Raw genomic sequence first — 5946 nt, forward strand, 5'->3', positions numbered from 1 at the left:
CTCGGCTCCGGCACCACGGCCGCCGTGGCGCACAAGATGGGCCGGCGCTGGATCGGCATCGAGATGGGCGAGCACGCCGTCACGCACTGCCTGCCGCGGCTGGAGAAGGTCGTCGCGGGCGAGCAGGGGGGCATCAGCGCCGCCGTGGGCTGGCATGGCGGCGGCGGCTTTCGCTTCGCGCGGCTGGGCGCGGCAATCTTCGACGCCGGCGGCAGCATCCACCCGCAGGTGCGCTTTGCCACGTTGGCGGCCTTCGTCTGGCAGCAGGAGACGGGCGCCGTCTTCGACGCAAGGCAGCGCCTCGATAGCACCCCCTACCTGGGCACGCACTCTGTTTTTGATAGTGGCCAAGTCTTACCAGACGATGGCGACAAATCGATTCCGCTTGAAGCCCCGGTGCTGCGCAGCCGCACCGCCTACTACCTGCTGTTCAATGGCATCCTGGGTGACAAGCGCCCGGCCGGCGGCAACGTGCTCACGCGCGCCGTGCTCGACGCGCTGCTGACGCTGCACGCCAGCACGCCCCACCCCGACGCGCCGCTGGTGGTCTATGGCGAAGCCTGCCGCCTGGGGCCGGAAACCCTGGCTCGCGCTCGGGTGACGTTCAAGCACATTCCGTATGACGTGAAGGCGAGGTGAGCGGGATGGACGAGTTCGAGACCGCCGCGCAGCTCCAGCACTGGCTGCGCACTCACTTCCCGAAGGAGAACGAGCGCCATGAATGGAAGGCGTGGCACTCGCTGAAGTCCTGCATCGCCAGCCGCAAGGGTGACGATCTGGTTTCCTACGTGAGTGCGCTTGCCAACATGGAGGGCGGCTGTGTGGTGATCGGCGCGCAGGATGGATCGCTGGCACCCTCGGGCATTCAGGACTTTGCCGGCTACACGGCGGAAAATGTGGTGCATCGCGTGCTGGGCAAGACGCCGGGCTTGCCTTCCTTGGGTTTGCTGGTGCAGGAGTTGCACGCGCGTGACACGGGCGCCGTCGTGTGGCTGGTGCATGTGCCCCGCCATGCGCCGCGCGAACTGGTGCTGGCCCATGACAAGGCGTGGCAGCGCGATGGCGACAGTCTCGTGGAATTGCGCGCGGACCGGCGCCAGGCCATTCTGGCGGAGCACTTGGCGGGCGAGGACTGGAGCGCCGTCGAGTTGCCCAACGCGACGCTCGATGATCTGGACGAGGCCGCCATCGCCAAGGCCCGCGAGAAGTTCTTCGAAAAGCATCAGCGCGAGGACTGGGCCGCGCAGATACGGCAATGGAGTGCGCAGAGGCTGCTGGACAAGATCGGCCTGACCGTCAACGGCCGCATCACCCGCGCCTGCCTGTTGCTGCTGGGCCGCCGTGAAAGCGCGACGGCGCTGCTGTCGCCCCACCCGGCGGAAATCACCTGGAAGCTGGCCGCCGAGCGGGTGGCCGAGCATTTCCACCCGCCGTTCCTGCTGACCACGACCGACGTGGCGCAGTGCATCCGCAACCCCAACATCAAACTGTTTCCCGCCAATGAATTGCTGGCCGTGACCCTGCCGCGCTACGACACCCATACGGTGCTGCTGGAGGGGCTGCACAACTGCCTGGCGCACCAGGACTATGCCCAGGGCGGGCGTGTCGTGGTGGAGGAGTCGGTGGGCCTGGTGCGCATGATCAACCTGGGCGGCTTTTTCGACGGCCAGCCGGATGATTACGCCAGCGGTGCGCGCACGCCGGAGCGTTACCGCAACGAACGCCTTGCTAAGGCGATGGCCGAGGTGGGCATGATCGACAAGGTGGGCTTCGGCATCCATGACATGGTGCAGGCGCAGCGGCGGCGCTTTCTGCCGCTGCCGGACTACGAGGGGTCGTCTCCCCTGCGCACGGTGTTTAACGTCTATGGCCAGGAGATCGACGAGAACTACAGCCGCTGGCTGATGGAGCGGACTGACCTGCCCATCGAGCATGTGCTGTGGCTCGACCGGGTGCAGAAGAAGCGCAAGCTCGATGCGGCGCAGGTGGCCGAGTTGCGGCGCGCGGGCTTGATCGAGGGGCGCAGCCCCAAGCTGTATATCTCTGCCCAATTGGCAGTGGCGACGGGGCAGGAGGTTGAATATCTGAATCAGCGCCGCCCAGATGCCGATGATTACAAGGCGGCCTTGTGCAAATTGCTGGCGCTCGGGCCGCAGCCGCGCGCCAAGGTGGATGGCTTGCTGCTGCCCAAACTTCAGCTCTGGATTCCAGAACTGGCCCAGCGCAAGGAATACATCCGGGTGCTCCTCAAGGAAATGTCCAAGGAAGGGCGCATCCAGAACATCGGAGGCCCAACCAGGGCAGCACTGTGGGCGTTGACGCCGAATGGTGAATCCAGCCACACCAAACCACACAAAACCACACCAAACAACACCCAATCAAAGTGAATCTTTGTCCTAATGGATTCTTGAAAACTCTTATGAATCAACAAGTTGCATTGGGTTTGATGTGTTTGTGAACCCAATGCTTGCGCCAATTCCATCCAATCCATGACCCCCCTCACCCTCAAGTCCTACCAGCAAGCCGCCCTGGACACCCTGGCCGCCTTTGCCCGCGCGGCGCGGATGCGGGGCGCGGCGCCGGCTTTCGGCGAGCTGGCGGGCCGTCCGTATCAGTCCGGGGCGTTTGGCGGCGACGTGCCCTGCGTGTGCCTGCGCATTCCCACGGGCGGCGGCAAGACGGTGATGGCCGCGCATGCGGTGCCGCTGCTGGCGCGCGGCTGGGCGGCCGTGGACGCGCCGGTGGCGGTGTGGCTGGTGCCTAGCGATGCGATCCGCGTGCAGACGCTCAAGGCGCTGCGCACGCCCGGCCACTCGTACCGTTCGGCGCTGGCCGACGCCTATGGCGAAGGGTTGCGCGTGTGCACGCTGGAAGAGGTGGCGCAGATTGCGCCGCCCGACTGGGGGCGCCAGGCCGTGGTGGTGGTGGCGACCATCCAGAGTTTTCGCATCGAGGACGCGGGGCAGCGCAACGTGTACAGCTTCTCGGAAAGCTTCGAGTCGCATTTCCGCGCAGTGCCGGCGCGGGCGTTGGCGGCGCTGCACGAACTGCCCGACGCGCTGGTCACGGAAGAAGACGTGGCGGGTGACGCTACCGGCGTGCTGGCCGGCTTTGCGGGCCAGCCGCGCTGGAGCCTGGCGAACTGGCTGGCGCTGCAGCAACCGTTGCTGATCGTGGACGAGGCGCACAACGCCAAGACGGACAAGAGCTTCACCGCCCTGCAGCGCCTGAACCCCTCGTTCATCCTGGAGCTGACGGCCACGCCGATCGCAGCCAGCACCAATGTGCTCTACCACGTGAGCGCGCAGGAGCTGGCGGCCGAAGACATGATCAAGCTTCCGATCGTGCTGGCCGAGCACCCCGAGGGCTGGCCGGCCGCCGTGTTCGGCGCGGTGCAGACGCAGCGCAAGCTGGAGGCCGAGGCGCTCAAGGATGAAGCGGCGGGCCGCGGCTACGTGCGGCCGATCGTGCTCTTTCAGGCGCAGAACGCGGGCGAGGAGATGCCGCCCGAGAAGCTGCGCGACTACCTCGTCGATGAACTGAAACTGCCCGCCAGCCAGGTGGTGGTGGCCACCGGCGCCACACGCGGGCTGGAAGACATCGACCTGGCGGCGCGCGATTGTCCGGTGCGCTATGTGGTCACGGTCCAGGCGCTGCGCGAGGGCTGGGACTGCCCTTTCGCCTATGTGCTGTGCAGCCTGCAGAGGCTCACCAGCGCGACGGCGGTGGAGCAGCTGCTGGGCCGGGTGCTGCGCATGCCCTATGCGGTGTGGCGCGGGAGCGAGGCGTTGAACCGGGCCTATGCCCACGTCTGCGCGGCGGAGTTCTCGCAGGCGGCCCATGCGCTGGCCGACCGCTTGATCCAGCACATGGGCTTCGAGGCGCTGGACGTGGCGAGCATGATCGCGCCGCCGTCCAGCCTGCCGCTGTGGGGCGATGGCTCGGAACAGGAACAACCGCCCGCCCCCGCCCCGCAAGCGTCGATCACGACTCATTTCGCCGCCGTCGCCGGCACGCCCGAACTGCTGGCCCTGCCCGGCGTGCAGATGCAGACCTTGGCTGGCGTGACCCAGGTGGTGGTGACGGGCCACATCGCCGAAGCCACCGAGGCGCTGATGCTGAAGCAGCTTCGCGGCGCGAGGAAACAGGAGCAGCTGCGCGAACAGGTGGCCCAGCACAACGCGCTGGTCGCGGCGCAGGCCGCGCCGGCCTCGCGCGGTTTGCCTTTCGCGCCGCTGCCCACGCTGGGCTACCGGCTCGACGCGCAGGCGCCGCTGTGGCCGCTGGAGCGCGAGGCCGTGCTGGAAACGGTGGAATTGGACATGTTCGGCCCGCAGGCAGTGCAGTTGCCGGGCTTTCACGCCGCGCAGGAATCGGATGTGTTCGAGATCGGCATGGACGGCGCGCGGGTGACGCTGCGCGCCGCAGGCAGCGAGCAGATGGCGATGGATTACGGCGGCAGCAGCATCGACGTGCAGACACTGGTGGGCTGGCTGGATCAGTCGCTGTTCAAGGCGCTGGGCGATCTGACGCAGCCACAGCGCCGCGCCTACCTGGCCGCGGTGGTGAATCACCAGTTGCATGCCTGCGGCGTGCCCCTGGTGCTGTTGGCGCAGAACCGCTTCCGGCTAGCCCAGGCCATCGAATCGCACGTGGCCGATCTGCGCGACGCCGCCGCCGGGCGTGCCTTCCGGCAGCAGGTGCTGGGGCAGGGTGACGGCACGGCCTGGCTGGTGGAGCCCGATTGGGCACACCCACATGTGTTCGAGCCCGGCCGCTACCCGGCGCCCGCGGCCTCGCGCTACGGCGGGCGCTATCGCTTCGGCAAGCACTACTTCCCGGTGCTGGCCGACCTGAAGGACGGCGGGCAGGAGTTCCAGTGCGCGCAGCTCATCGATCGCCACCCGCGGGTGCGCCATTGGGTGCGCAACCTCGACACCGCGCCTTGCGGCTTCGGCCTGCCCACTTCGCGTGGGCGCTTCTATGCCGACTTCGTGGCCGAACTGCTGGACGGGCACGTGGCGCTGCTGGAGTTCAAGGGTGCGCATCTGCTGAATGACCCCTACGAGATCGAGAAGCGCCAGGTGGGCGAACTATGGGCGCGCGCCAGCGGCGGGCGCGCCGTGTTCGGCTGGCTGACGATGGAACAGGGCGGCAAGACGCTCGTCCAACAACTGGACGCTGTGCTGGCATGAGAACCCCTGCGATGGCCGCGGCACCCTCCCCCGTCGCCGTCGCCCTGCTGGCCAGCGTCTTCGTCGTCGCCGCCTGCGGGCTGGTGTACGAGCTGGCGGCGGCGGCGCTCAGCTCCTACCTGCTGGGCGACTCGGTGCTGCAGTTCAGCACCATCATCGGCACCTACCTGTTCGCCATGGGCGTGGGCTCGTGGCTGTCGCGCTGGTTCGAGCGGCAGCTGCCGGCGCACTTCCTGCGCATCGAGCTGCTGGTGGCGCTGGCCGGCGGCTTCCTGCCGGCGCTGCTGTTCATCGCCAACGCCTACGTGCCCGACGCCTTCCGGCTGCTGCTGTACGGCATGGTGATGATGGTGGGCACGCTGGTGGGGCTGGAGATCCCGCTGGTCATGCGCATCCTGCGGCGCGACATCCAGCTCAAGGACCTGGTCTCGCAGGTGCTCACCTTCGACTACCTCGGCGCGCTGGCGGTGTCGGTGGCCTTCCCGCTGGTGCTGGTGCCGCAACTGGGCATGATCCGCACCGGCCTGCTGTTCGGTCTGATGAATGCGGCGGTGGGCGTGTGGGCGCTGTGGCTGTTCCGGCACGAGCTGCGGCGGCTGCCGGCCCACGCGCTGGCCTGCGGCCTCACGCTGGCCGCGCTGGGCGCCGCCTTCGTGTTCTCCGAGCGCATCACCACGCTGGCCGAAGACCGCTTCTACCAGGACCGCATCGTCTTCGCCGCCAGCTCGCCCTACCAGCGCATCGTCGTCAC

At 67.8% G+C, this 5946-nt stretch carries 3 protein-coding genes and 1 pseudogene; all 4 read left to right on the plus strand.

What is annotated here, in order from left to right; genetic code table 11:
* On the plus strand, positions 1–639 hold a 639-nt coding region (locus ACIY1X_RS24020; protein ID WP_399685558.1), incomplete at its 5' end, for a DNA methyltransferase.
* Between the two features lie 5 nt (positions 640–644).
* Positions 645–2387 carry an ATP-binding protein gene (locus tag ACIY1X_RS24025; RefSeq protein ID WP_399685560.1) on the plus strand — a complete coding sequence of 581 codons (1743 nt, stop codon included), beginning with the start codon at positions 645–647 and terminating at the stop codon, positions 2385–2387.
* Positions 2388–2489: 102 nt separating this feature from the next.
* Complete coding sequence (locus tag ACIY1X_RS24030; protein WP_399685563.1) at positions 2490–5195, plus strand: DEAD/DEAH box helicase; 2706 nt, start codon at positions 2490–2492, stop codon at positions 5193–5195.
* A pseudogene (locus tag ACIY1X_RS24035) lies at positions 5192–5946 on the plus strand (polyamine aminopropyltransferase); the annotation flags it as partial. The gene ACIY1X_RS24030 and the pseudogene ACIY1X_RS24035, both read left to right, overlap by 4 nt.

The organism is Xenophilus sp., assembly GCF_044462705.1.
Classification (GTDB): domain Bacteria; phylum Pseudomonadota; class Gammaproteobacteria; order Burkholderiales; family Burkholderiaceae_C; genus Xenophilus; species Xenophilus azovorans.